Source organism: Prevotella dentalis DSM 3688, assembly GCF_000242335.1.
Lineage (GTDB): Bacteria > Bacteroidota > Bacteroidia > Bacteroidales > Bacteroidaceae > Prevotella > Prevotella seregens.
In genome coordinates this window covers 621,534-646,804 of sequence record NC_019968.1, presented here as the reverse complement: position 1 = coordinate 646,804, position 25,271 = coordinate 621,534, and the positions used below count along the sequence as shown (strand labels likewise).

Below are 25,271 nucleotides of genomic sequence, written 5' to 3'. Positions count from 1 at the left end.
ACGGCGTGCGAAACTTTTCTCCCGGAACGGGCAAACTGCGGGGCCGTCGGCGTGATTTCGGCGGTTTCGCTTGCGTTTCTCGGCAAAAAGCTATAATTTTGCAGGTAAATTCGGCCCTCTGCGGCCTTTCATAACAGACCAATCAACATGGGAATACTATCCAAAATCTTCGGCAACAAGCAGCCGGAAGAGAAGACCGGTGGCATGCAGGACTACATGACGCTCGTGCGTGTCTACTTCCAAGCCTCGATGGCTGCCCAGCTGGGCATCACCAATCTGGCCATGCTGCCCGACCTGCGCATGTTTAAAACCACCCTCCGCGTGCCCACGCAGAACAACAAACTCGGTGTGGGCGAGAAGGCGCACTGCAAGAAAATGATGCACGAAATCTACGACACGGACGACGGCTTCTTCAAGGAGATAGACCAAAGTGTCCGCAAAAACTGCAAGAAACTGCAGGATGCGCAGGTGTATCTCGTGCAGTTCCAGAACTTTTCACAGGACTTGATGATGCTCATCGGCAACCTGATGAAGTTCAAGCTCCGCGTGCCCGCCATGTTCGGAAAGGTGATTTACACCATGACCGAGAAGACCGTGAGCGACATTTTCACCAAGAACAACTTCTCGGATGCCGGCACCGTCAAGACGGTGATGGGCATACGGCAGTACAACCAGCGGCTGGGCTTCTCGCAGCAGTGGGTCACCAACTTCGCCTATCGGGTGGTGATGCTGGCCAAGAAAGAGCCCACCCCCGCGCAGCAACAGGAAGAAGCCGCCCGGAAAGGCCAGAAGAGATAGGTTCCGGGACAGGCCGCCGCACCCTTGGCATGCGGTACCAAAATGTAGGCCGGGGGTAAAGATTTCAGCGTTTTTGCTTGCAAATCTCGCCGAAAAAACATAAATTTGCAGAAAATTGAATCGTCATGGACGCCAATGAGAAGCTCATCAGCACGTTCGCTACCCGTGTAAGGCAGATGATTCTCCAATATCACGAGGTGAAGCAGGAGAATGCAGAGCTCTACGCCATGGTGGATGAGCGCGACGGTCGCATCAGGCAATTGGAGGCTCAGCTGGCTCAAACCCGTAACGATTATGCGTCGCTCAAGATGGCCAAGATGCTCGAAGTGACCGACGGCGACTTGGAAACGGCCAAGAAACGAGTGGCCAAGCTCATTCGAGACGTTAATAAATGCATCACCCTGCTGAGTGAAAAATAACAGCGCGATGGCAGAAGCAGACCCGAATACAATCAAAATACGGTTACATATCTACGATACAGAGATCAGCGTCACGGTGCCCCGCGACGAGGAAGCACTGTATCGCAGGGGAACTAAACTCATCAATGAACTCCTCAACGCCTACTTTTCCAACTTCAAAGGCAGGAAAGGCGACAAGGAGATTACCTATTTTGCGATGATAGACCTTGCGTTGAGGCTGGAACGCCAGCTCCTGCGCAACGACACCAAACCCTATGATGATATTCTCTCGAAGCTGACGTCCGAAATCGAATCCGAGCTGACACAGAAGTGACGCGCGAACAAGAGAATATGAATAACCAACTAACAATACAGCATTCATGATAGCAACAGCGATTGTGGCCCTGACAGCCCTGGTTGTCGGAGGCCTTGGAGGCTATGGCCTCTTTCGGTATGTGATGACCGGCAAATATAGGCAGATGATGGCGGCGGCCGAAAAAGACGCCGACGTGGTCAAGGAAAAGAAGCTGCTCGAGGTGAAGGAGAAGTTTCTGAACAAGAAGAGCGAGCTCGAAAAGGAGGTGCAGCAGCGCAACCAGAAGATACAGCAGAGCGAGAATCGACTCAAGCAACGCGAGATCTCCCTCAACCAGCGGCAGGAGGAACTGGGCCGGCACAAGCAGGAAGTGGAGCAGGAGCAGGTGCGAATAGACAATGAAAAGAAGCTCCTCGCCTCGCGACAGGCCGAGCTCGAGAAGATGCAGGACCAGGAACGGGCCAAGCTCGAGGAACTCTCGGGCCTGAGTGCGGAGGAGGCCAAGAACCGACTCGTGGAGAGTATGAAGGACAAAGCCAAGATGGACGCTGCCAGCTACATCAACGAAATGATGGACCAGGCCAAGCTCGACGCCACCCAACAGGCCCGCAAAATCGTGATACAGACCATCCAGCGCGTGGCCACGGAGACGGCAATAGAGAACTCTGTGAGCGTGTTCCACATTGACAACGACGAGGTGAAAGGCCGCATCATAGGTCGCGAGGGCCGCAACATCCGCGCCCTGGAGGCCGCGGCCGGCGTGGAAATCGTGGTCGACGACACGCCGGAGTCCATTGTTATCTCGGCTTTCGACCCCGTGCGCCGCGAGGTGTGCCGCCTCGCCCTGCACCAGCTGGTGGCCGATGGCCGCATCCATCCCGCCCGCATCGAGGAGGTGGTGGCCAAAGTGAAGAAGCAACTCGACAATGAAATCATCGAGACCGGCAAGCGCACGGCCATCGACCTGGGCATCCACGGCCTACACCCCGACCTTATCCGCATCGTCGGCAAGATGAAATACCGCTCGTCCTACGGGCAGAACCTGCTGCAGCACGCCCGCGAAACGGCCAACCTCTGCGCCGTCATGGCAGCCGAGCTCGGGCTCAACCCCAAGAAAGCCAAGCGCGCCGGCCTGCTCCACGACATCGGAAAGGTGCCCGACGAGGAGAGCGAACTGCCCCATGCACTGCTCGGCGGCAAGATGGCCGAGAAGTACAAGGAGAAGCCCGACATCGTGAACGCCATCGCAGCCCACCACGACGAGGTGGAGATGCAGACGCTTCTGGCCCCCATCGTACAGGTGTGCGACGCCATTTCGGGCGCACGGCCCGGTGCACGACGCGAGATTGTCGAGGCCTACATCAAGCGGCTCAACGACCTTGAGGCCATCGCCATGAGCTATCCAGGCGTTACCAAGACCTACGCCATACAGGCAGGGCGCGAGCTCCGCGTCATTGTCGGCGCAGATAAGATGAACGATGAGGACAGCACGAAGCTGAGCAACGAGATCGCCGAGAAGATACAGAACGAGATGACCTACCCTGGACAGGTGAAGATCACCGTCATCCGCGAGACCCGCTCCGTGGCCTACGCCAAGTAAACGGCGGTCCGAACCAAGCAGAAACCGTAGGGCCCCGCATGCAATTGCATGCGGGGCCCTGAGGTTTTAGCATTAATTAACCACGTCGGGGCACAATTGTTACCCGTCCGCAAGGCCCGCAACCCCTACCTTTGTACGCAGAATCCAAACCCTACAGACATGACAAACAGCATGAAAGACCATCTCCCACAGATTGAGATGGCAAAAATGGAAGCCCTCTACCAGATAGAAGCACAGTACGAATCGGGCCGCCTCACGCTCGAAGAGGCCCGCCGACAGCTCGCCGCACGCGTGGGCAGGCTGCGCCCCTACCATCTGGCCTACATGGAGCAGAACCTCAAAAGCGGCGACGCCGACGAGTGCATCCGCGTGGATATGCGCAAGACCATGCTGCTGCTCGACGGCTTTATGGACAACAGCCGCCCGGAGTTGCCCGCCGACCACCCGCTCACTCACTACTACAGCGAGAACGAAGAGATGCGCCGGCTACTGCTTGCCGTGGAGGATCTGGTGCAGTATCCGATGATTAAGAACCAGTGGCTCGAGCTCTACGACCGGCTCAAGCTCTACCCCATACACTACGCCCGCAAGCAGAATCAGCTCTACCCGCTGCTCGAGCACAAGGGATTCGACCGCCCCACTACCACGATGTGGAACTTCGACGACATCGTGCGCGACGAGATACGGCGGTCGCAACAGCTGCTCGCGGGCGACACGCCCGAGGAGGATTTCATCGCCCTGCAACAGGAACTCGTGGCCCATTGCCGCGACCTCATGGAGAAAGAGGAGACCATTCTCTACCCCACGGCACTGGCGCTCATCACTCCGGCCGAGTTCGACGACATGAAGAGCGGCGACCAGGAGATAGGCTTCGCCTTCATCACCGTGGCTCCCGCACCTGCCGCCACCCCCTCCACGACCCCGGCCGACGGTGCGGCCCCCGCACCCGACGGCCTTGCCCGCGACCTGCAGGCCCTGCTGGGCAAGTACGGATACGCTGCCGGCGGCGACACGCAGCTGCTCGACGTGGCCACCGGCAAGCTCTCGCTGGAGCAGGTGAACCTCATCTATCAGCACCTGCCGGTCGACATTTCGTTCGTCGACGAGAACGAATTGGTGAAGTTCTACTCGGACACCGACCACCGTATCTTCCCCCGCTCAAGGAACGTCATCGGCCGAAAGGTCGAGAACTGCCACCCGCGCAAGAGCGTGCACGTGGTGAAAGAGATCGTCGCGAAGTTCCGCTCGGGCGAGCAGGACAAGGCGGAGTTCTGGATCAACAAGCCCGGACTCTTCATCTACATCGTCTACGTGGCCGTGCGCGACAAGGAGGGCCGCTTCCGCGGAGTGCTCGAAATGATGCAGGACTGCACCCGCATCCGCGAGATGCAGGGCTCGCAGACCCTGCTCACATGGGGCCATGGGGAGGCCGGCACGGCCGCAGACCCTGCTCCGGCGGCCGCCGACACTGCTGCTTCGGGCCCCGCCGACACTGCCTCTGGCCCCGAAGACGCGGGCACCTGCCCCGAAGACACCGCCGGGAACGACATGGAGATTACGGGTTCAACCCGGCTGAAGACGCTCTTCGGCCGCTACCCCAACCTGAAAAAGAACCTCGTGGCTGCCGTTCCGCAGTTCAAGATGCTCGACTCGCCGCTGGGCAAGCTCATGCTCCAGCGTGTCACGGTAGGCATGGCCGCCGAGCGTTCGGGCCTCGGCGAGGACAAACTCATCGAGCTCATCCGCGAGTCGCTGCGATGACCGAGGGTGATTTTTAGACATAACAACATATTAAACATAAGGCTGCGCGGTGGGTTTAAAGACATAGTAACAGAATAACATGTTCGCTGCGCGGTGGGTATGAGTTTTGACGTAGGGGTCGACCTTTGTGCCGGCCCTACGTTTGGAACAAACGTTCAGGGGTCGTGACAATGGGAATATTAGGAACTGGCCGTGCAGTATATGGGTCGTGGCAATGAGAATGTGCTGCTCGATGAATGTTCTGACGGGCATGCGGGCCGACACAGAGGCCGACCCCTACGTCAAAACTCATACCCACCGCGCAGCCATATCCGCAGCATGTTGGTTTGTCCACCGCTGGGCGGGAGGTTATTCTGTCTTTTGCAGCAGGTCGATTTCGACGATGCGCAGTTCTGTCCTGCCTTTGGCCGATGCGGTGCGGTCGAGTTCTCCCGTGGCCCCGCCGGCCAGTTCCTTGATTTCTCCGAACTTCGTGCTGTCCCAGCTGGGCCCCAACATCCTGACGGTGAGGCTGCGGCTCTTCACGCCCCGCGGGATGTCGATGTGCACATAACCCAGTGTAGCGTAGGTCCAGCCCTCCCACACTTTCTGCCGGCCGGCGTAGATGGCGAGCGGATACACCTTGTTGCGCCAGCCCGTGAGCTTGAGCACCACCTCGTCCACACGGGCCGGACGGGCGAGAGTGAACGTGGCCCACGCGTTGGCGGGCGTGCCGTCGCTCTTCCATTCCGACAGCTCGTTGTCGTCGATGGCTTTCAGAGCGTCGGCGGCGTTGGAGCCCACTTGCACCGAGGCCACGTCGAGCGTGCGGCGAACGTCGCGGCATGACGGTGTGGCGGGTGTCTCGCCGCGGTCGAGGCAGAGCGGCAACGCCAGCCCGGGATTGTAGGAACTCACGCCGTCACGGGTGTCGAGGGCCGTGGTGTGCAGCTCCAGCGTGACGGGTTTCAGTCCGTCGGCCAGGGCGTGGAGGGTGATGACGCCGGGCGTTGGGGTGGAGCGCACGAGCACTCGGTTCACTCCACACTCCACGGGCAGGCTGAGTTCGCGGATGTAATTGCCGAAGGCCGACGTGGTGGCAGGCCCGTCGAGCAGTCCCGGCCGGCCTTGACCGGTGGCGGCGGAGCCGTTGGGCCGGGTCGTCGGGCCGCTGGCCGTGTGGGCGGGAACCGCGGCATCGTCGTTGGTGCAGGGGCCGACGGGGCGCGCGATGCCGCCCAGCCACTCGCCCTCGCCGCTGAGGCTGAAGTTCACCATGCGGTTGTCGAGTGGGCAGCGGCGGCCCTCGGCATCGACCACTTCCACCTGAACGAGGGCCATGTCGGCCCCGTCGGCCTTGAATCCGAGGGGATTGCCGATGACGGTGGCCCGCAGATGGTCGGCGGGGCCGGCCGTCTCGATGGTGTGGCGCGCCACCACCCGGCCGTCGCGGCGGCTCACGGCCTCCAGACGGCCCGGCTCGAAGGCCACGCTGTCCACGGTGAAGAGATACTCATGGCTGCGTCGGCCGTGGCCTATGCTGCGGCCGTTGACGAGCAGTTCCACGTCGTCGCCGGTGGAGACCACGTAGACCGGCTTCACCGTGCCCGGTCCGTAGTTCCAGTGTCCAATGATGTGGGTGCCGTCGTGCTCGGGCGTCACCCATCCGTTCCACATCACCTGGTGGGCGAAGAACGCGTCCTTGGGAATGCGCATGGCGTCTGTAACGCCCGACGTGCGGTAGTTGGCCTCGCCCCGGAAGTGGGTGTTCGTGTCCGAAAACACAATCTTCGCCCCGCCGCTGTTCACGCGCCGGCCCGTGCCCGGCCGGTCCACGAAGTAGTCGTGCCAGCGTTCCACCATGCCGCAGGCCAGCCGGTCCTGGTTGTGGTTGTAGTCGGGCGCGGGCGCGCCACGGTAGAGCGGCCCTGCGCCCTCGCGGTGGAAGGGGTAGCTGTAGGCGTCCCAATACTTGCGAAGACCCTCGTCACGGTAGTATTCCATCTGCCAATAGGGCTTGCCTTTGCTCTTGTTGACGTAGAGCATTTCGCCGCCATACTCGGCCTCGTCCACGTCGAGCATCTCGCGGCTGCCGATGGCCCGTCCGCCGTGTGGGTCGTAGCGGTCGCGCAGCCGGCGCAGCTCGGCCATGTGTTCGGGCGAGATGCTCTCGTTGCCGCCCTCGTAGAACAGGATGGACGGGTTGTTGCGGTTGTAGATGATAGCGTCGCGCATGAGCTCCACGCGCTGTTCCCAGCGGCGTCCCGTCACGTCTTTCTCGGCGTCGCCGGCGGGCATAGCTTGGATGAGCCCCATGCGGTCGCAGCTCTCCACGTCCTGTTTCCAGGGCGTGACGTGCATCCACCGCACCAGGTTGCCGCCCGACTCCACCTGCAAACGGTTGCTGAAGTCGGAGAGCCAGGCCGGCACACTCATGCCCACGCCCGGCCATTCGTTGCTCGTGCGCTGGGCGTAACCGTGCATCATGATGATGCGGTCGTTGAGCCAGATGCGGCCCTCGGCGAAGCGTGTCTTGCGGAATCCGGTGCGCACGACGTGGTCGTCCATGGGCATTCCGTCGTCGTCCATGAGGCGTGTGGTGACGGTATAGAGGTAGCCGTAGCCCCAGCTCCAGAAGTGGGCGCCGGTCAGTCGTCCCTCGGCGGCGACGTTGCAGGTCTCGCCCGGCTGCATGGTGACGCGGCGGCCGCCGAAGCGGGCCACGGTGCGGCCGTCCTTGTCGGCCACCTCGCAGCGGTAGGTGAACGAGCGTGGACGGTCGTCGTCGTTGCACACCTGCGACTCGGCGTGCAGCGTCACGGCGTGTCCGGCGATGTCGTAGTCGGTTCCATAGATGTAGACGCCCGTGGTCTGGAGGTTGCTGTAGAGGGGCAGCGTCTGGTAAAGGCGGTCGGTTTCGTGGAGCCACACGTTCTTGGGGATGCCGCCGTAGTTGGCGTTGAAGTTGCGGTCGTTCCACTGATAGGGGCTGCCCGAGGAGCGTTCGTGGTACCGCCACGAGCTGTCCACCCACACGGCAATGACGTTTTCGCCCTCGTGCACGTAGGGCGTGAGGTCCCATCCGCTGGCCATCACGCCGTTTTCGGTGAGTCCCAGCCGATGCCCGTTGACGTAGACTTCGGCCCCGAAGCGCACGCCCTCGAACTCGACAAAGAACTTTCGGCCCGCGACGGCCCGCAGACGGAAGTGCTTGCGGTACCACATGGTGGTGTCGCTGAGTTGGTGGATGGGTCGGCGGAAGGCCTCGGCCTCGTTCCAGGCACGGGGCAGCGTGACGCGCTGCCACGCGTGGTCGTCGTAGTCGGGGGCCTCGGCCCCCTCGGCGGGGCCCAGCCGGAGCAGCCATCCGCTGTTGAAATTGAGTTTCTGCCGCCCGGCGGCGCGGGTGCCCAGGCCGGCCGCAGCCAGCACGAGCAGCAGGAGCAGGTGTTTGATGTGCATGTTTCAGTGAGTTTGTTTACGGTGAATGATGCGGCCCAAACAAGGGCTTTGCCGTGGCCCGGACTGCCCGTAACGGCAGCTTTTCTGGCCCGGCGTTGCGGCGTCAGTTGCCGTCGGGCTTGATGATTTGGTAGACGGGGGCGTTGTACCAGCGGAAAGCCCGCCAGTCGTCGGGCCGTGCGGGGTCGTAGTCGTGCCAGTCAGGGCGCAGCTGCGAGGCCATGGGCAGCCCGAGTTGCTTCATTCCCATGACCACCATCTTGGCAATCTCGTAGGCGCCGTAGGGATTGAAGTGGGTGTTGTCGGCCAGTGCTTTTTCCTGTCCGGGGAAGGTATGGGGCGGATAGTGCACGAGTGCGCGCTTGGAATCTTCCTCGCCCAGGGTCTCGAAGAACGTGCGCGTCATGTCGTGCAGCTCGATGAGGGGCACGCCCTCGCGCCGTGCCACGGCCCGCATGGCGTCGGGATAGTCGCCGTGGGTCTCGACGATGCGGCTGCCCTCGAAGCGTCGCCGCTGCGTGGGCGTGAGGAAGACGAGGTGCCCGCCCCGGCCGCGCACCTGGTCGACGAAGCGTTTCAGGTTGTACGAGAAGTTGTACCACGCCCCCGAGCCGGCCGCGCGCTCTTTCTGATCGTTGTGTCCGAACTCGCAGCACACGTAGTCGCCGGGCCGCATCATGTCCAGCACCTTGTCCAGACGGTTGGCTGCAAGGAACGTGCCGGCCGTGAGCCCGCTCTCGGCGTGGTTGGAAACGGCCACGCCGGGACCGAACCATCGCGGTATCATCTGCCCCCAGCTGGCCCACGGTTCCATGTTTTGATCGACCACGGTGGAGTTGCCGCAGAGGAAGACGGTGCGGACCGTCGTGTCGCGTTCGATGCGCAGCCGGTTCACGGCTGGGGCGGGACCGTTGAACTCCAGCGTGAGGCGGTCGTCCCAATCGAGGTAGTCGCGCTCGCGCTCCTTGAGTTTCACGCGCTTGTTGTCGCCGATGGCGGGCGACCGCTTGTTCACCACAAAGCACAGCTCGCGCAGCTCGCCGCGGCGCGTGGGCGTGGCCTCGGCCATGAGGCGGCGGCTCTCGGCGCGCACCACGGTCGAGGCAGCCTTGCGCCGCGAGCCAAGGGTGAGGGTGACGCGGTAGTTGCCATCGGGCACCCTGACCGAGAAATAGGCCGGGCGGCCCAGCCCGTTGCGGCTCTCGGCGGCGGTGGGCGCGGGGGCGTATTGCAGCATGTCCCAGCCGTAGCCCCGCGCGTCGGAGTAGGCGGGCTGGGGTTGCGTCATGTCGAAGTCGAACTGTTGGGCCCCGGCCGCGAGCGTGGCCGTGAGGCAGAGGGCCGAAAGGAGAAGTCGTTTCATGGGGTATGGGTGATGGGGTGGGGGTTCAGCGTTTGGTGTTTTTAGGGTTTTTAGGGGTCTTGGCAGCGGCGGCCGGGGTGTCGGGCAGCCGCTCGCCGTTGACGGTGAGACCCCTGACCACGGTGCCGGGGATGAGCGTGGGCGAGAAAGCGCGGGCCTCGTCGGTGACGGTGACACGGTCGAAGGTGAAGTCGCGCAGCGCGTATTTGTCCGACGTGCCCACGTCGAAGAAGTTGCGGCACGCCATGTTCACGTTGCGCAGGGTGATGTTGTTGCAGCGCGACAGCGGCATGTCGGCGCGCTCCTCGCGCTTGTAGAACTGTGTCCAGGGGCGCACCACGAGGAACGACTTGGCCTGTCCCGTGACGTTTTCCACCGTCACGTATTCATAGTGCTGGGGCGTGTCGGGGCGCATCTTGAGCCAGAGCACGCGGCTCACGCTGCCCGCCTCGATGTTGCGCAGGATGATATTGCGGTTCTCGATGCTCTCCGAGCCCAGCGTCATGCAGCCGTGCACGGTGCCGTAGCGGCAGTTCTGCACGATGATGTTGCGGTTGGTCCCGTTGTCGGGGTTCTTGTCGGCATAGGTTCCCTTGCCTCCCTTGAGGGCGATGGCGTCGTCGTTCACGCTCATGTAGCAGCCGTTGACGAGCACGTCGCGGCACACGTCGATGTCGATGGCATCGGTGCTGGGGCCTTTCACGCCCTCTGTGGGCGAGTAGATGTGGCAGCCGAGGTACTTCACGCGCTCGCATTTGTAGAGGTGGTTGGTCCAGAACGGGCTGTTCTGCAGCCGCAGCTGCTGCACCGTCACGTTCTTGCAGCGCGAGATGTAGACCAGCCGCGGCCGCTGCTCGTCCTTGTTGGTGCACTGCCGGTTCCACTCGCGCCGCAGCCAGAACTGCCGCCAGTAGTGGTAGCCGTTGCCGTCGATGGTGCCGGGCCCGGCCATGACAAAGCCGTCGATGGAGTCGGCATTGACCAGAGCCGTGTAGTACCGGCACGTCTCGCCCTCGATGCGCGTCTGCTTCAAATCGAAGTCCTCGATGCGCGAAGAGCCCTTGAGGCATCCGCCCTCTTCGACGAGCAGGTGGGTGCCCTGGCGGAAGTAGAGGCTGCCCGAGACGAATGTTCCGCGCGGCACCACCACCACGCCGCCGCCCTCGCGCGCGGCGCGGTCGATGACGGCTTGCAGGGCGCGCGTCTGCACGCGCAGGGTGTCGGGGCGGCAGCCGTAGTCGGTCACCACGTAGCGGCGGCCCAGCGTGGCCACGTCCACGGCCGTGGTGTCGTCGAACCAGGCGTCGATGGGGGTGCCGTCGGGCCAGAGCTGCGGTTTCTGCCGGGCCTCTGCGCCCAGGCAGGCGAGGAGCATGAGGGCTCCCAGGAGGATTTGTTTCATAGTGTTTGGTGTATCAATGAGTTTGTTTTTAGAGTGGATTCAGATAGCGTGCCCGGCCCGGGTCGGCCCGGCGTCGCGACGCGGGCCGGGCAATGGCGGCGTGGGGGCCTTGCAATGGCGGCGTGGGGGCCTTGCAATGGCGGCGTGGGGGCCTTGCGATGGCGGCGTGGGGGCCTTGCGATGGCGGCGTGGGGGCCTTGCGATGGCGCCGTAACGGGCCTGCGATTGCGGCGTAACGGCGTGGCGATTACGCCGTTTTGACCGCGCGATTATGGCGTGGTGGCTGCGCGATTATGGTGTGGCGGCGATGTCCCGGCCGCAGGGCCGCCCTGCTGCCGCCGCACCCCGGAGCCGCCCCTGCGGCCCGAGGGCTGCGTTTCATGTGGCAAAAATAAGCAATTTGCCAAAGAAAACCAAGCAGAACGGCAGGAAGTTTCGGAAAAATCGTGTATATTTGCACATTGTATCAACCAACGAGAGATTTAACGACAAACGAATGAAAGACTTTCTGAAACACGTGGGCGCCACCGTGGTGGGCCTCTTCCTCTTTAGTGTGGTCGTGGCCGGCATCGGCATCATGGCCGTGGTGGGCATGGTGGCCTCCGCCTCGAGCACGCGCAGCGTGGCCTCCAACTCGGTGCTGGTGCTCACTCTCGACGGGCCCCTCGCGGAGCAGTCCGAGGGCACGCTGCGCGACCAACTCACGGGCGACAGCCCGCAGGGGCTGCGCGAGATGCTCGCCGCCGTGCGCAAGGCCAAGGCCAACGACGACATCAAGGGCATCTACATCGAGGCCGGCGACCTGGACGCCGACATGGCCCAGGCCGAGGAACTGCGCGGCGCACTGATGGATTTCCGCAAGTCGGGCAAGTGGATCGTGGCCTACGGCGAGGAGTATTCCCAGCTCTGCTACTATCTGGCCACCACCGCCAACAAGATATACATGAACCCGCAGGGCCTCGTGGACTGGCACGGATTGGGCGGACAGGTCACCTTCCTGCGCGACGCCTATGCCAAGATTGGCATCAAGATGGTGCCGTTCAAGTGCGGCAAGTACAAGAGCGCCACCGAGACCTACACCGAAGACCGCATGAGCGAGCCCAGCCGCCGGCAGACCGAACGCTATCTTGGCGGCTGGTGGAACGCCATTTGCCAGGCCGTGGGCCGCAGCCGGGGCATCAGCGTGGATTCGCTCAACGCCTATGCCGACCGCGTGGTGTCGCTCGAGGACCCCAAGAACATGGTGCGGCTGAAGATGGTCGACGCGCTGGTCTACGACGATGAGGTGAAGCCCCTCGTGAACAAACTGCTGAAACAGGAGGCCGACGACGACATCAACCAGCTCACTGTGGCCGACATGGCCGACGTGCCCGAGCCTGACACCACCGACAGCGACAACGAGGTGGCCGTGTATTACGCCTATGGCGAGATCGTGGACGAGGTTCCGACGCAGAGCCTCTTCACCTCCAGCCACCTCATCGTGGGCAAGGACGTGTGCCGCGACCTGGCCTCGCTGGCCGACGACGACCAGGTGAAGGCCGTCGTCATTCGCATCAACTCGGGCGGCGGCAGCTCGTATGCCTCCGAGCAACTGTGGCACCAAATCGGGAAGTTGCGCAGCAAGAAGCCCGTCGTGGTCTCCATGGGCGGCGCGGCGGCATCGGGCGGATACTACATGGCCTGTGGGGCCAACTACATCTTTGCCGAGCCCGGCACCATCACGGGAAGCATCGGCATCTTCGGCATCCTCCGCGACCGCTCGGAGCTCATGACGCGGCTGCTGGGCTTTAAGTACGACGAAGTGAAGACCAACCGCAACGCCACGATGGGCTCCGAGGTGAAACCCATGACGCCCGAACAGGCCGGCTACGTGCAGGCCGCCGTGGATCGGGGCTACCTGCTCTTCAAGAGCCGCGTGGCGCAGGGCCGCCGCATGACGATGGCCCAGGTGGAGGAGCGGGCCCAAGGCCACGTGTTCCTGGGCAGCGACGCGCTCAAACTGGGACTCGTCGACGCGCTGGGCGGAGTGGACCAGGCCGTGGCCAAGGCGGCCCGGCTGGCCCGTCTCGACGACTATTACACCGCCGGTTACCCCGCCCCCAAGGATTTCTGGGAGCAGCTGCTCGACGAGGGCAGCTCGTCCACCGGCTCCGTGCTCGACGGCCAGTTGCGCCAGACGCTCGGCAGCCTCTACGAACCTTTCATGCTCATGCGCGCCGCCGAGGGCCAGTCGTGGCTCCAGGCTCGCATGCCCCTGCTGCTGCGCGCGCGGTAGGGTGGCTACACCTTATTATATAATACCCCCTGCACCATGCGTACCGAAGGCGACCTCATCAGGATCAACGACTGGCTGCTGCCCCTCAGCTGGCTCTACGGGCTGGGTGTGGGGCTGCGCAACCGGCTCTTCGACCTGGGGCTGCTGCGGCAGCGCGCCTTCGACATCCCCGTTATCTCCGTGGGCAACATCACCGTGGGCGGGTCGGGCAAGACGCCCCACGTGGAATACCTCGTGCGGCTGCTCAAGGACGTGGTGCGCGTGGGCGTGCTCTCGCGTGGCTACAAGCGCAAGAGCCGCGGCTATGTGCTGGCCTCGCCCGACACTCCCATGCCCGACATCGGCGACGAGCCCTACCAGATGAAGCAGAAGTTTCCCGGCATCTACGTGGCCGTGGACCGCAGCCGCTGCGAGGGAATAGACCGTCTCACGGGCGACGAGGCGACGCGCGACGTCGACGTTATCCTGCTCGACGACGCCTTTCAGCACCGTTATGTCAAGCCCGGCATCAACATCCTGCTCGTCGACTACCACCGACTCATCATCTACGACCGGCTGTTGCCGGCCGGCCATCTGCGCGAGCCCATGCGCGGAAAGAACCGCGCCGACATCGTCATCGTGACCAAATGCCCCAAGGACCTCAAGCCCATGGAGTTCCGGGTGCTCACCAAAGCCATGGACCTCTACCCCTACCAGGAGCTCTTCTTCACCTGCATCGACTACGACGAGCCCCGTCCTGTCCATGCCGAGGCCCCGCCGCGGCTGGAGTTGGCGGGCAAGCACGTGCTGCTGCTCACGGGCATAGCCTCGCCCGAGCAGATGCACAACGACCTGCGGCCACGCTGCCGTTCCGTCGTGCCCATGGCCTTCGGCGACCACCATCTCTTCAGCCGGCGCGACGTGGAACGCCTCAATGCCGCCTTCGCCGCCATGCCCTCGCCCAAGGTTGTCGTCACCACCGAGAAAGATTCCGCGCGTCTTGCGGGGCTCGACGGGCTCAGCCCCGAGGTGCGTGCCGGCCTTTACGTGTTGCCCATCCGCGTGCGTTTCATGCTCGGACAGGAGGAATACTTCAACAATAAAATCATAAGCTATGTGCGAAAAAATTCAAGAAACAGCATCCTGGTTAAGAGAAAGGATGACGACAAGCCCCAAGACGGCCATCGTACTGGGAACCGGCCTGGGACAATTAGCTTCAGAGATAACTGATACCTACGAGTTCCCGTATCAGGAAATCCCCAACTTCCCCGTGTCTACGGTGGAGGGACATGCCGGAAAACTCATCTTTGGCAGGCTCGGCGGCAAGGACATCATGGCCATGGAAGGCCGTTTCCACTTCTATGAGGGCTACTCCATGAAGGAGGTTACGTTCCCCATCCGCGTGATGCACGAGCTGGGCATCGAGACGCTCTTCGTGAGCAACGCCTCCGGCGGCATGAATCCCGACTTCTCCATAGGCGACCTCATGGTCATCACCGACCACATCAACTTCTTCCCCGAGCACCCGCTCAACGGGCCCAACTTCCCTGCCGGCCCGCGCTTTCCCGACATGCACGAGGCCTACAACAGCGCACTCATCAGCCTGGCCGACGACATTGCGGCCGAGAAAAACATCCGCCTGCAGCACGGCGTGTACGTGGGCGTGCAGGGCCCCACGTTCGAGACGCCGGCCGAATACCGCATGTACCGCCTCATGGGCGGCGACGCCGTGGGCATGTCGACCGTGCCCGAGGTCATCGTGGCCTGTCACTGCGGCATCAAAGTGTTCGGCATCAGCATCATTACCGACCTGGGCGGCTTCGACGTGCCCGCCGAGGTGAGCCACGAAGACGTGCAGCGGGCCGCCAATGCCGCCCAGCCCAAGATGACGGAAATCATGCGCGAGATGATTAGGCGGGCGTAGAAAACCTGCCTTCACCGTCTCCTTGGGGCGTGTTTTCTGACTCCTTTAACTCCTTTACTCCTTTAACTCCCAAGAATGGAAATCGCCAAGCTCGGTGAGTTCGGCCTCATAGACCGGCTCACCAACGACATACAGCTCAAGAACGAGTCCTCGCTTCGGGGCGTGGGCGACGATTGCGCCGTGATGCACTACCCCGACACGGAGGTGCTTGTCACCACCGACATGCTCATGGAGGGCATTCATTTCGACCTCACCTACATCACTTTGCAGGAACTCGGCTACAAGGCGGCCATGGAAAACCTCTCCGACGTGTTTGCCATGAACGGCACGCCGCGCCAGCTGACGGTGTCGCTGGCCCTGGGCAAGCGGTTCAAGGTGGAGGATCTGGAGGCCTTCTACCGCGGTCTGCGGGCGGCCTGCGACAAGTGGAATGTCGACATCGTGGGCGGCGACACCACCTCGTCGCTCACCGGCCTGGCCATCAGCATCACCTGTATCGGCGATGCCCCGAAGGCCGACATCGTGTATCGCAGCGGCGCCCGCGAGACCGATCTCGTGTGTGTGTCGGGCGACCTCGGCGCGGCCTACATGGGCCTGCAGTTGCTCGAACGCGAGAAAACCGTGTACTACCGGCAGATAGACGAGCTGAACGGCAAGATTCGCGAGGCGCAGAAAGCCGGCAACGACGCGCTGGTGAGGCATCTGCAGCAGGAGGGCGCCAGGCTCACCGACTTCCAACCCGACTTCGCGGGCAAGGAATACCTGCTCGAACGCCAGCTCAAGCCCGAGGCACGCGGCGACGTGGTGGCCCTGCTGCGCGAACGGGGCATCCGTCCCACAGCCATGATGGACATCTCCGACGGACTCAGCTCCGAGCTCATTCACATCTGCCGGCAGAGCCATTGCGGCTGCCGCATCTATGAAAAGCAGCTCCCGATAGACTATCAGACGGCGGTCATGGCCGAGGAATTCAACATGAACGTCACCACCTGTGCCATGAACGGAGGCGAGGATTATGAGCTGCTCTTCACTTGCCCCATCGGCGACCACGCGAAACTCGACGAGCTGGAGAGCCTTGGCATCAAGCAGATAGGCTACATCACGAAAGAGTCGCTCGGCACGCGGCTCATCGCCCGCGACGGCCAGGAGTTCGACATCACGGCCCAAGGCTGGAACCCCCTGCGCTGACACGCCGCGCTGCAAGCCCTTGTCGCCCGCCCGGCAACCGTCGGCGGGGTGCCCGGCAGTAGTCCGTGAAGCGTCCGACGGTCGTCGTCAGAGCGTCCGGCAGTTGCCCGCGGCAGTGCGTCGGCCGCCTGTAATACCGACGGGAGAGAATGTGTTAACAAACATTAAGCCGCAACACATTCTCCCCCGATTGTTCTTTCCTTTCAATATTAAAGTCTACCTTTGCACTCACAAAACCAAGAAATGGCAAGCAAGAGGTGCCTTAGCTCAGGTGGTAGAGCAATGGACTGAAAATCCATGTGTCCTTGGTTCAACTCCAAGAGGCACCACTCCTCCTTTCACCAGCCCGGTTTCTCCGCAAGGAGGCCGGGCTTTTTCGTGCCCTGCATCCGGGAGCCGTGGGTGCAGGGCACGCTGGCTCAATCCTCTGAGGCGATGCACTCTATCTCGACGCGGGCGTTCTTGGGCAGCGTCTTGACGGCGATGGCCGAGCGGGCCGGGAAAGGCTGCGAGAAGAACTGGGCGTAGACCTCGTTCATTTCGGCGAAGTCGGCCATGTCGGCAAGGAACACGGTGGTCTTCACCACCTGTGCCATGGTGAGGCCTTCGGCCTCGAGAATGTGCTTCATGTTGGTAAGGCTTTGGCGCGTGAGCTCCTTGATGCCGCCCTCGGCAAAGGTGCCGGTGGCAGGGTCTACGGGCAACTGCCCGCTCACGAAGACCAGCCGGCCGGCGTGAATGGCCTGGCTGTAAGGGCCGATGGCGGCCGGTGCTTGCTCGGTGTGGATAGCGTTCATGGTGTGTTGATGTTTTAAAGAATGAATGGATGGCTGCAAAAGTAGCAATAAAGTTTGGTTCCGGGGCCCCTTTTTGCGGATTTATGCTTACTTTTGCCGCGGCTACGCGCCGGCAATGTCGCCGTGCACCGAGGCCGACAAACAGCTATGATATACGTGATACGCAACCGCCACACCTACGGCCCTTATCCGGAAGAGGTGGTGGCCCGGTATGTTGAGGAAGGCAAACTGCTGGTGCACGACCGCGCCCGCGATGCCGCCACGGGCGAAGAAACCACCGTGGGCACGCTGCTCGAGCGCAGCGGGCTGCGCCCCCGTGTCAGGGATCGCGGCTCGCTGGTGCAGCAACTGCGGGCCATCGGCTCGGAATTTATCTTCCCCAAGGACGACATGGCCCACCGCCGCTGGCTTCAGGACAAGCGATTGCTGGTGCTGGCCATGGTGGGACTGTCGCTCTCGGTGCTGATGTTGCTGCCTGTCGGCGGCTATTTGGTGTTCTATGCGGTGTCGCTCTACTTCGCCGTCATCTGGGGACTCTTCTTCTATTACCTGTTCCGCACGCGGCAGGTCAACCCCCGCACTACGGTGTCGGTATTCTTTCTCACCCAACTGGGCGTGTTCATCATCTTTTCGGGGCTCAACCGGCTCAACTTCTTCTATATCTTCACAGAGGCCGGTTTTCCGCTCAACATCGTGGGCTACGTGCTCGGCGTGGGGCTCACCGAGGAGTTTGTCAAGCTCTTGCCCCTGCTCATCCTGCTGCGGCGGGCCCGCGAACCCATGCTGCCCCAGACGCTGGTCTACTATGGCCTCATGTCGGGCATCGCCTTCGGGGTGTTCGAGGGCGTGCAGTATCAGACCACGGTCAACGTGCAGGCCGACTACACCACGGCGTTCCTGCTCAACATCGCCCGGCTCACGTCGCTGCCTTTCCTCCATGCCCTGTGGGGCGGCATCTGCGGCTACTTCGTGGGCTTCGCCCATCTCTACCCCCGTTACCGCAAGTCGCTCTATGCCTTGGCCCTGGCCATCCCCGCCACGCTCCACGGTCTTTACGATGCCTTTGCCGGCGTGGCCTATGTGGTTTCGCTGCTCGTGGCCTTTGGCAGCGTGCTGGCCCTGATGACTTATCTCAGCAAAAGCGGCAACTTCCGCGAGCGGCTGCGCTCGTAGTCAGAGTTCGCGGAGTGCCCGCGCCTCCTCTTTCTCACGCGGAGGCGCGGAGACAGGGAGCCTGCCGGACGGTTGGCTGCACGCGAAGATGAGGGAAAAGGAGGTGCGTGCCGGGTTGATTGCACGCAGAGGCGCGGAGCAAAGGAGTTTTTGGAAGTTCTCTAAGTCATGGTGCGCATCCTCCTTTTCTCTGCGTGGAACCGCACGCAGAGACGCGTTTTAGGGGAGATTCCGCACGGCACTCATAGTTGTTAAATGATGCAAAAACTCGGATGATAATTCGCTGTTGTCGCCGAAAGCCTTTACCTTTGCACCCGCTTCCCAAGGAAAGCCGCGGGTGGTTACCAGAGTGGCCAAATGGGGCAGACTGTAAATCTGCTGGCTCTTGCCTTCGGTGGTTCGAATCCATCACCACCCACTCGCATGCGGGGGTTGCGCCATGGCGCAACCCCCGCTCTGTTTTTAGCCACAGCCCCGGCAGTCCGTCACAGACAGCCGGGGCTGTGGGCGCTTTGGTGTGGGGTCGCCGTGTGGGGAGGATGCCGGGCCGCACGGAAATATATCCATGCAGGAAATGGCCGGGAGGCTTTCGTGGGCCCCACTAACCGCCAAAGGAATGGCCGGGAGGCTTTCGTGGGCCCCACTAAACGCCCAAGGAATGTCCGGGAGGCTTTCGTGGGCGCCACTAAAGGCCCAAGGAAAGGCCGGGAGGCTTTCGTGGGCCCCACTAAGTGCCAAAGGAATGTCCGGGAGGCTTTCGTGGGCGCCACTAAAGGCCAAAGGAAAGGCCGGGAGGCTTTCGTGGGCCCCACTAACCGCTAAAGGAATGTCCGGGAGGCTTTCGTGGGCGCCACTAAACGCCAAAGGCATGGTCTGGAAACAAGCCTTTGGCTTACCGTAATATCAGTGGGAGGTGGACTATGCCCCTTGCAAACTGGGCGCTCATCTCACAGCAATTGGCCATAAAATTTGGTGGTGGGTGTGAAATGATGTAACTTTGAAGCCAAGAAGGCTCCTCATCTGGAAAACATGATTAAAACTGTGTCTCCCCTCTGAGGTTAAATCATAAGGGAGAATGGCCTTGACACTGTTCAACTTGCACTACCCCATTATGGCAAATGTACGGGTCAAGGCATGGAGTGGCATGACCACGGGAATGGCACGCCAACGCAAGGCACAGGGAATGAAAGAGAGCCGTCTGGCGTAGCATAGGCTGGTGGCCAGATGGCAAAGAACATACACGATGATTTAGAACAAATGCTGAAAGGATTACTTGCCAACCTGCCGATGCTGACCTGCCTGGTGATGTCGGCCATCATGGCACTGGAATTGCGCTGTGGCCGATTGCGCGAACTGCCGTCGCTGTTGCGCTTTATGCTCGTGAGCGCCATGCTGTATGCGGGTCACTACGTCTTTTTTCTGCGCGCCGAGGCATGGTTGCCCCTCACCGACACGCTGTATGTCTTTGCGAATCTTGCCGTCTATCCCCTCTATCTCATCTACGTCACCCGCCTCTCCGTGGCGCATCGCTCGCACGGCATTTACTGGCTGCTGGCTCCGGCGGCGGTGGGTGCGCTTGCTGTCGGAGTTCTGTATGCCTTTATGCCAAAGGCAGAGACTCATGTCTTCTTCGACACATACCTTTATGGGAACAGTCTGGACGGACTTCAAGGGGCGGCGTTGTGGCAGGCCTGCGTCCATGTGGCATGCAAGGTGGTCTTTGCCCTGATCGTGGTTTATGTGCTTGTGACAGCCATGCGTCGGCTACGCGAATACGACAAGGCCCTCGAGCAGTATTTCGCCGACACCGAGCACATGGCCATGCGCAGCGTGCGCAACGTTTTGGTACTCGTGGTCGTCATATCCTGCGTGTCGTTGGTGTTCAACGTTGTAGGCCGCCACAGCTTTGCCGATTCTACTGCGGCTCTGGCCATTCCCTCGCTGCTTTTTACCGGTCTGCTGTTTGCTTTCGGTTACGTGGGGCTGCACCGCACGTATTCCATCGTGGACTTGGAGAAACTGCGTGGCGAGATGCGTGCCGAATCGTCCAACGGCGCGTCCACACCCGGGGGCGACGCCATCTGCCAACGCATCCTTGCGCTGTTTGACGAGCAGAAGGTTTTTTTACGGCCCAACCTGAAAATCGACGACGTGGCTGCCATGGCATACACCAATCGCACATACGTCTATCAGGTGGTGAACAAGCAGATGGGCATGTCATTCGCCGAACTGGTCAACCGCCGCCGCATTGCTTACGCCATGCAATTGATGAAGGACACCCCTGGCATTTCCATGACCGAGGTAGCCACAGCATCAGGCTACAACTCGCTCTCCACATTCTACCGCAACTACCGGCTTTATGATAAGGACGCAGACCATGCCGCAGCCTTATAGGATATGGCCGCCAGGCAGCTTTCTTCGGAACCACATTCACCATCACCTTGAGCGCGTACTGGAAAGCATACGCGCTTTTTTCGTGCTTGTTGCCGGTACAACACAATACCTTAATGCTTGCACAGGATAGCGCAATTTTCTTTTTGAATCGAGGGAGGAAAGCACGCCTGCAACGTATTTTTGTGAATATGGGACGAACATTTGTGAATATGCAAAACGCGTTCAGACGAACAGCTGTAACTTGTGCACCTATAAAATGTAAGGTGCAAGTTCAAATAATTTAAAAAACCAAAGCGTATGAAAAAAATCTTCTTCCTTTTGTTGTCTGCCGTTGCAGCCACGACAGCCTGGGCGCAGACAACGTTCACGGCAGGTGACTTTACCTACACCGTGACCGATGCAGACGCAAAGACCGTATCGGTGAAGCAGGCCAACAGCCAAGTCGGCGGTGCGCTCGTCATCCCCACCACGGTGGAGAACGACGGAGTGAGCTACAGCGTCACCTCTATCGCAGAGAGTGGTTTCAAGTACAATGCCAACATCACGTCGGTGGTGTTTCCTGCCAGCATGCGCAGCACCGGCGAGTCCTGCTTTGAAGAGTGTAAAAACATCGCATCCATCACCCTCAACGAGGGGTTGGAGACCATAGGCGATTATCTGCTTTGGATGCGGAGTGGTGAAAGCAGCAATGCTAAACTCACGACCGTCACCATTCCGTCCACAGTGACATCCATCGGTCGAGGCGCGTTCTACAACTGCACGGCCTTGGCCGAAATCACCTTCAGCGGCGCAGAGGAGCCCATTACGCTGAATCATGCCAACTATGCTGTATTTGAAAATTGCCCCGCCACAACAGTCAACCTTGACCGCAACATAGAGGGATCGACACGTGCCGACTTTCCTACCGTGCAGACGCTCGTCGTGGGCGGTAACGTGACCAAGCTGCATGAGAATATGTTCAAGGACTGCAAACAGCTCACCAGCGTGACCCTTGGCAGCAATCTGACGGAGGTGGGCAAAGCATGTTTCTACGGCTGTTCGGCGCTCACGGGCATTGACATTCCCGCAAGCATCGCCACGCTCTCCGAGAGCATGTTCGAAGAATGTACCCGTCTTGCAGGCGTCACGCTGCACGAGGGGCTCACCACTGTGGATCAATGGGCGTTCTACAAGTGTGCCCTTACCAGCGTCATCTTGCCAGCGTCGGTTACGTCGGTGGGCAAAAACGTGTTTTATGGCTGCCCAATAGAAGAATTTCACATCTCCGACAGTGAGACGGAACTTTCTGTCGATGCCAACGCAAACATCCCCGGCAAGAACTTCTACATAGGTCGCAATCTTACGTTTGCGGAGGGCACGTCGATGTTCAACGACGTAGAAACGCTCACCCTCGGTGGCAACATGACCACTATCCCAGAGAGTCTCGCCAGGGGCAAAAGTACGCTCAAGACACTCGTGGTCGGCGAGAGCATTGTAAATATAGCGGGTGCCACCGCATTCAGAGAAACTGGTCTGACAAGCGTGTCTCTGCCGTCCAGCCTCAAGGTGCTGCCGCAGGAGACGTTCGAGAAATGCTACTCGCTGACCACCGTAACGCTTGCCGAAGGTCTTGAGGAGATAGGCCACGGCGCCTTCTACGATTGCAAGGCACTCACGGAGATAACTCTGCCGGCTTCGTTGAAGAAGATAGGCAAAGGTGTGTTCCATCGGAATGAAGCCCTGAAAAAGATGGTTGTCGCCGACAGCGACACAGAGCTGTCCTTTGAGACCAGCGGCTACAACTACGGCACCCCGAACATGACACCGGCTTACGCGCTTGACCATATCTACGTGGGCCGCAACATCGTACGCAACGATGAACTCACCAACAGCATCATCGCTCAGGCAAAAGTTGTGGAATTGGGCGAGAAGGTTACGTCCCTGGGTTATCTGATGCCCAGAACAGGCGACGTATCGGACATATACGTACCATGGACTACCCCCATTGAGCAGACGGAGGATATATGCAGCGGCAACTACGGCAACATCACGCTGTGGGTTCCCGGCGGCACCAAGGAAGCCTATCAAGCTGCGGATATATGGAAGAAGTTCACCATCATGAGTCACCATAGCACGCTCGTCACCCTGACGGCCTCGGCCCACGGCACCATCGCCAACGAAAAGGCCACGGCCACCGACGGCTCGGCGCAGTATCGCCAGCCGAAGGAGGCTGCCGTGGCTTACACGCTCACGGCCGAAACGGGCTACGAACCGACTGCCTTGACCGACAATGGCAACGCCGTCTCGCCGCTGCCCGCCCTCGGCGCAGCCCAGAGCCGCGCCAACAGCGAGGGCGAGGAGTACGTGACGTTCGTCGCCACCTTCGGCCCCATCAGTTACACGCTGACCTACGACCTCGCCGGTGGCACCGTGGCCACGGAGAATCCCGCCACATACACCATCGAGAGCGATGACATCGTCCTTGCCGCGCCCACCAAGGTGGGCCACACTTTCAAGGGTTGGAAACTCAGTGGCGAGGGCGAAGCACAGATGAGCGTCACCATTGCCAAGGGCAGCACCGGCAACAAGTCCTACACCGCCACATGGCAGGTCAACCGCTACACCGTGACTATCACCGGTGGTGGCGTGACCGCCGACAACAACGCCCCCGAGCATGGCACGGATGTAGTGCTGACCATTGCCGAAGATCCCGATGCTGCACTCGCCACCCTCACTGTAAACGGCATTGAGGTGACATCGCAGATTGCCGACAACAAGTACACCATCAGCAACGTCAGTGGCAATGTGACAGTCGCTGCCACTTGGAACTCCACCAAGGAATTCATCACCATGGCTCATGGCCAGGCAACCTTCAGCTGTGACCGCGACCTGGACTTCTCGGAAGTCAGTGGGCTCGCTGCGTATATTGCCAGCGGCTTCGACCGGAATGGCACGGTGCTGCTCTCAAAGGTGGACGTCGTGCCGGCAAACACCGGATTGTTCCTCGTGGGAACAGAGGGTGCCACCTACAAAGTGCCTTATGCAACGGCAACCTCTTACTACGTCAACCTGCTGAAGCCGGTTCTCACGGCCAAGGTGGTGCCTGCCACCGAAGAGAGCTACACCAATTTCCTTTACGGAGAGAACAATGGTGTTGCAGGTTTCTACAAGGCTTCGGGCACGGGCGAGGTCGCCGCCAAGAAGGCTTACCTGCAAGTGCCCACCAGCATGGCCGGCTCCAAATCTTGCCTGATGATACGCTTCACCGACGATGAGCCGACGGGAATCGACCGCGTGCACATCGATGACGTGGCTGGCAAGGGTGTCTACGACCTTAATGGACGCAGGGTTGCGGACAGGCTTGAGGGAGCCCATCTGCCAAGCGGCGTCTACATTGTCAAGGGCAAGAAAGTTTATGTCAAATAAAAACACATGTGTATGAAGAAGATTTATTTAAGACCAGCGATAAAGGTGATACAGATGAGCCCGCTGGAGATGATTGCCATGAGTGGCAATTTTAAGGAAACCAAGACCGAGGAAGTCGATATATATCTCGACGACGACAAAGCCATAGATGGCAATTGCGCCTGGTAAGGGCTGTCACACGTCATAACAGAAAACTGGAGCTGCGCTATTATTGGTGCAGCTCCAGTTTTTTCTGGAGGGGTGGTCACGGCTTGCGCGTTATGGTCACGTCGAGCGTCTGCTCGATGATGGGCAGAATGCTGTCGAGCTGCGTGGCCTCGAAGTCGCCCGAGAGGCGTTTCTGTGTGTCGCTGCACGAGAGGGCAACATGGAAGTTGGCCGAGAGCTGGCGCAGCACTTCGGGCAGCGGTGTGTTGTCGAAGTGGAAGCGGCCGGTGGCCCAGGCCATGCTGTTGTCGTCGATGTCGGGGAGCCGACGCGGACTGTCACCGCCCGCGGGCAACAGGGCACCCATGCCCCGGCTCAGCACGATGGCGCGGTGACGGCCGCGTGTGGAGGCAAAGCTCACGGAGCCCTCGGACACGTAGACCGTGGTGCCGCGGCTGGTCTCGTCCACTTGCAGGCGTGTGCCGATGTCGCGAATCTCGTAGTCGGCATTGCTGATGACGAAAGGATGGCGCGGGTCGTGGCGTATCTCCAGATAGGCGCGGCCCCGGATGCGCACGTGGCGGCAGTCGCCGCGATAGGACAGGGTGGAGTAGGGGGCGAGGGTGACACGTGTGCCATCGGCCAGCGTGTAGGTCTCGGCCACGTCCTGACGCTGTGTGCCGAGCGTCACCTCGCGGTGGGCGTAGAGCGTCCAGGCCCCGCCCGTCACGAGGGCCAGCAGCACGGCGGCCACGGCCCAGCGGCGCAGCCGGCGGTTGGGGCCGGTGCCGGTGGCCGCGTGGAAACGGTGCAGGGCCGCCCGGGTGTCGAGGCGGCCGGGCAGGTAATGTCGGAAAACGAATTGCCGTTCGTTGTCAGTGTGCATGGTATGATAGATTGAAAGATGAGT

General features: G+C 61.0%; 19 protein-coding genes and 2 tRNA genes. 16 read left to right on the top strand and 5 right to left on the bottom strand.

Features of this window, described 5'->3' with window-relative positions; translation table 11 throughout:
* Positions 1-147: 147 nt before the first annotated feature.
* The 5 genes from PREDE_RS09855 (at position 148) to PREDE_RS09835 (ending at position 4,873) form a co-directional block, all read left to right on the top strand.
* Entirely contained in the window at positions 148-798 is a 651-nt protein-coding gene (locus PREDE_RS09855; RefSeq protein WP_005847005.1) for a hypothetical protein, read from the top strand.
* 125 nt (positions 799-923) lie between these two features.
* Entirely contained in the window at positions 924-1,217 is a 294-nt protein-coding gene (locus PREDE_RS09850; RefSeq protein ID WP_005847003.1) for a hypothetical protein, read from the top strand.
* A gap of 7 nt (positions 1,218-1,224) precedes the next feature.
* Positions 1,225-1,530 (top strand): cell division protein ZapA, encoded by a 306-nt coding sequence (locus PREDE_RS09845; protein ID WP_005847001.1) that lies wholly within the window; start codon positions 1,225-1,227, stop codon positions 1,528-1,530.
* Between the two features lie 46 nt (positions 1,531-1,576).
* Positions 1,577-3,112 (top strand): ribonuclease Y, encoded by a 1,536-nt coding sequence (gene rny / locus PREDE_RS09840; RefSeq protein ID WP_005846999.1) that lies wholly within the window; start codon positions 1,577-1,579, stop codon positions 3,110-3,112.
* 159 nt (positions 3,113-3,271) lie between these two features.
* Positions 3,272-4,873 (top strand): DUF438 domain-containing protein, encoded by a 1,602-nt coding sequence (locus PREDE_RS09835; RefSeq protein WP_044127050.1) that lies wholly within the window; start codon positions 3,272-3,274, stop codon positions 4,871-4,873.
* Positions 4,874-5,221: 348 nt separating this feature from the next.
* On the opposite strand, the gene PREDE_RS09825 is transcribed toward PREDE_RS09835, so the two are convergent.
* From PREDE_RS09825 to PREDE_RS09815, 3 genes are all read right to left on the bottom strand, one after another.
* Positions 5,222-8,314 (bottom strand): sugar-binding domain-containing protein, encoded by a 3,093-nt coding sequence (locus tag PREDE_RS09825; protein ID WP_005846995.1) that lies wholly within the window; start codon positions 8,312-8,314, stop codon positions 5,222-5,224.
* Positions 8,315-8,417: 103 nt separating this feature from the next.
* Positions 8,418-9,677, bottom strand: coding sequence for a rhamnogalacturonan acetylesterase (locus PREDE_RS09820; protein WP_015310441.1), 1,260 nt, complete (start codon positions 9,675-9,677; stop codon positions 8,418-8,420).
* 25 nt (positions 9,678-9,702) lie between these two features.
* The gene (locus PREDE_RS09815) at positions 9,703-11,079 is read right to left on the bottom strand and encodes a rhamnogalacturonidase (RefSeq protein ID WP_005846990.1); all 1,377 of its coding nucleotides are present in this window, start codon (positions 11,077-11,079) and stop codon (positions 9,703-9,705) included.
* A 496-nt stretch (positions 11,080-11,575) separates the two neighbouring features.
* Between PREDE_RS09815 and sppA the strand changes: the two genes are divergently transcribed.
* From sppA to PREDE_RS09790, 5 genes are all read left to right on the top strand, one after another.
* The gene (gene sppA / locus PREDE_RS09810) at positions 11,576-13,354 is read left to right on the top strand and encodes a signal peptide peptidase SppA (protein WP_015310440.1); all 1,779 of its coding nucleotides are present in this window, start codon (positions 11,576-11,578) and stop codon (positions 13,352-13,354) included.
* 36 nt (positions 13,355-13,390) lie between these two features.
* Entirely contained in the window at positions 13,391-14,563 is a 1,173-nt protein-coding gene (lpxK, locus tag PREDE_RS09805) for a tetraacyldisaccharide 4'-kinase (RefSeq protein WP_005846984.1), read from the top strand.
* Positions 14,448-15,257, top strand: coding sequence for a purine-nucleoside phosphorylase (locus tag PREDE_RS09800; RefSeq protein ID WP_005846983.1), 810 nt, complete (start codon positions 14,448-14,450; stop codon positions 15,255-15,257). The genes lpxK and PREDE_RS09800 overlap by 116 nt, the downstream gene beginning before the upstream one ends.
* Before the next feature lie 75 nt (positions 15,258-15,332).
* The gene (gene thiL / locus PREDE_RS09795) at positions 15,333-16,445 is read left to right on the top strand and encodes a thiamine-phosphate kinase (protein WP_005846981.1); all 1,113 of its coding nucleotides are present in this window, start codon (positions 15,333-15,335) and stop codon (positions 16,443-16,445) included.
* A gap of 256 nt (positions 16,446-16,701) precedes the next feature.
* Positions 16,702-16,774: transfer RNA gene (locus PREDE_RS09790), tRNA-Phe, on the top strand.
* 90 nt (positions 16,775-16,864) lie between these two features.
* Here PREDE_RS09790 and PREDE_RS09785 read toward each other — a convergent pair.
* Positions 16,865-17,242, bottom strand: coding sequence for a RidA family protein (locus PREDE_RS09785; RefSeq protein WP_005846979.1), 378 nt, complete (start codon positions 17,240-17,242; stop codon positions 16,865-16,867).
* Between the two features lie 147 nt (positions 17,243-17,389).
* Here PREDE_RS09785 and PREDE_RS09780 point away from each other — a divergent pair, with 147 nt between their 5' ends.
* The 6 genes from PREDE_RS09780 (at position 17,390) to PREDE_RS14085 (ending at position 24,382) form a co-directional block, all read left to right on the top strand.
* Positions 17,390-18,415, top strand: coding sequence for a PrsW family intramembrane metalloprotease (locus PREDE_RS09780; protein ID WP_005846977.1), 1,026 nt, complete (start codon positions 17,390-17,392; stop codon positions 18,413-18,415).
* Between the two features lie 335 nt (positions 18,416-18,750).
* A tRNA-Tyr gene (locus tag PREDE_RS09775) sits at positions 18,751-18,833 on the top strand.
* Positions 18,834-19,490: 657 nt separating this feature from the next.
* Entirely contained in the window at positions 19,491-19,622 is a 132-nt protein-coding gene (locus PREDE_RS14365; protein ID WP_005846973.1) for a hypothetical protein, read from the top strand.
* A 50-nt stretch (positions 19,623-19,672) separates the two neighbouring features.
* On the top strand, positions 19,673-20,809 hold the full coding sequence (locus PREDE_RS09765; protein ID WP_015310439.1) for a helix-turn-helix transcriptional regulator: 1,137 nt from the start codon (positions 19,673-19,675) through the stop codon (positions 20,807-20,809).
* A 297-nt stretch (positions 20,810-21,106) separates the two neighbouring features.
* Positions 21,107-24,214 (top strand): leucine-rich repeat protein, encoded by a 3,108-nt coding sequence (locus PREDE_RS09760; RefSeq protein WP_005846969.1) that lies wholly within the window; start codon positions 21,107-21,109, stop codon positions 24,212-24,214.
* Positions 24,215-24,226: 12 nt separating this feature from the next.
* Positions 24,227-24,382, top strand: a complete 156-nt coding sequence (locus PREDE_RS14085; protein ID WP_005846967.1) for a hypothetical protein — start codon at positions 24,227-24,229, stop codon at positions 24,380-24,382.
* Positions 24,383-24,458: 76 nt separating this feature from the next.
* On the opposite strand, the gene PREDE_RS09755 is transcribed toward PREDE_RS14085, so the two are convergent.
* Positions 24,459-25,247, bottom strand: a complete 789-nt coding sequence (locus PREDE_RS09755; protein WP_015310438.1) for a FecR family protein — start codon at positions 25,245-25,247, stop codon at positions 24,459-24,461.
* Between the last annotated feature and the right edge of the window lie 24 nt (positions 25,248-25,271).

What these genes read in the sequence shown, in the direction of transcription:
- PREDE_RS09755 (WP_015310438.1), bottom strand. Translation starts at nt 25,247, where the DNA reads ATGCACACTGACAACGAACGGCAATTCGTTTTCCGACATTACCTGCCC.
- PREDE_RS09855 (WP_005847005.1), top strand. Translation starts at nt 148, where the DNA reads ATGGGAATACTATCCAAAATCTTCGGCAACAAGCAGCCGGAAGAGAAG.
- PREDE_RS09800 (WP_005846983.1), top strand. Translation starts at nt 14,448, where the DNA reads ATGTGCGAAAAAATTCAAGAAACAGCATCCTGGTTAAGAGAAAGGATG.
- PREDE_RS09780 (WP_005846977.1), top strand. Translation starts at nt 17,390, where the DNA reads ATGATATACGTGATACGCAACCGCCACACCTACGGCCCTTATCCGGAA.
- PREDE_RS09785 (WP_005846979.1), bottom strand. Translation starts at nt 17,242, where the DNA reads ATGAACGCTATCCACACCGAGCAAGCACCGGCCGCCATCGGCCCTTAC.
- PREDE_RS14365 (WP_005846973.1), top strand. Translation starts at nt 19,491, where the DNA reads ATGGCCTTGACACTGTTCAACTTGCACTACCCCATTATGGCAAATGTA.
- PREDE_RS09815 (WP_005846990.1), bottom strand. Translation starts at nt 11,079, where the DNA reads ATGAAACAAATCCTCCTGGGAGCCCTCATGCTCCTCGCCTGCCTGGGC.
- PREDE_RS14085 (WP_005846967.1), top strand. Translation starts at nt 24,227, where the DNA reads ATGAAGAAGATTTATTTAAGACCAGCGATAAAGGTGATACAGATGAGC.
- rny (WP_005846999.1), top strand. Translation starts at nt 1,577, where the DNA reads ATGATAGCAACAGCGATTGTGGCCCTGACAGCCCTGGTTGTCGGAGGC.
- PREDE_RS09820 (WP_015310441.1), bottom strand. Translation starts at nt 9,677, where the DNA reads ATGAAACGACTTCTCCTTTCGGCCCTCTGCCTCACGGCCACGCTCGCG.
- lpxK (WP_005846984.1), top strand. Translation starts at nt 13,391, where the DNA reads ATGCGTACCGAAGGCGACCTCATCAGGATCAACGACTGGCTGCTGCCC.
- PREDE_RS09850 (WP_005847003.1), top strand. Translation starts at nt 924, where the DNA reads ATGGACGCCAATGAGAAGCTCATCAGCACGTTCGCTACCCGTGTAAGG.
- PREDE_RS09845 (WP_005847001.1), top strand. Translation starts at nt 1,225, where the DNA reads ATGGCAGAAGCAGACCCGAATACAATCAAAATACGGTTACATATCTAC.
- PREDE_RS09765 (WP_015310439.1), top strand. Translation starts at nt 19,673, where the DNA reads ATGCTGAAAGGATTACTTGCCAACCTGCCGATGCTGACCTGCCTGGTG.
- thiL (WP_005846981.1), top strand. Translation starts at nt 15,333, where the DNA reads ATGGAAATCGCCAAGCTCGGTGAGTTCGGCCTCATAGACCGGCTCACC.
- PREDE_RS09760 (WP_005846969.1), top strand. Translation starts at nt 21,107, where the DNA reads ATGAAAAAAATCTTCTTCCTTTTGTTGTCTGCCGTTGCAGCCACGACA.
- PREDE_RS09825 (WP_005846995.1), bottom strand. Translation starts at nt 8,314, where the DNA reads ATGCACATCAAACACCTGCTCCTGCTGCTCGTGCTGGCTGCGGCCGGC.
- PREDE_RS09835 (WP_044127050.1), top strand. Translation starts at nt 3,272, where the DNA reads ATGACAAACAGCATGAAAGACCATCTCCCACAGATTGAGATGGCAAAA.
- sppA (WP_015310440.1), top strand. Translation starts at nt 11,576, where the DNA reads ATGAAAGACTTTCTGAAACACGTGGGCGCCACCGTGGTGGGCCTCTTC.